General features: G+C 70.7%; 1 protein-coding gene. It reads left to right on the top strand.

Going from position 1 to position 482, the window contains the following annotated elements:
* Window positions 1-482: sulfatase-like hydrolase/transferase (locus DD1DGNOD_RS20275; protein ID WP_165036916.1), on the top strand; the 482-nt coding region annotated here is incomplete at both ends.

The raw sequence follows: 482 nt of genomic DNA, 5'->3' as shown, positions 1-482 counted from the left end.
GTCCGTTGCAGGCCAAGCCCGAGGACGTCCTGCGCTACCGGGGCCGCTATGACGGCGGCTGGGACGCGCTGCGGGAGACCCGTTTCGACCGGCAGCTCGCAGCCGGCCTCTTCCCCGCCGACACCCGGCTGCCGCGGCGCAACTTCGAGGCCGGACACGAGGTGGGCGCCTGGGCGGAGCTCTCCCCGGAGCAGCAGCGGCTGTACGCCCGGTACATGGAGGTCTACGCCGCCATGGTCGACAACATCGACCGCAACCTCGGGCGGCTGCTGGACACCCTCGCCGCGCTCGGCGACCTGGACAACACGATCGTCGTCTTCACCTCCGACAACGGAGGCACGGGCGAAGGCGGCGCGGAGGGCACCCGCAGCTACTTCAAGCGTTTCGTCCAACATCCGAAACTGCCCGCCGACTGGAACCCCGACGTCGAGCGCGACCCCGAACTGATCGGCGGCCCGCGCAGCCTGGTGCACTACCCGCGT

This window comes from Candidatus Protofrankia californiensis, assembly GCF_900634765.1.
GTDB classification, from domain to species: Bacteria; Actinomycetota; Actinomycetes; order Frankiales; family Frankiaceae; genus Protofrankia; species Protofrankia californiensis.
The sequence above is the reverse complement of the archived record's forward strand: the minus strand, read 5'-3'. Positions and strand labels throughout refer to the sequence as shown.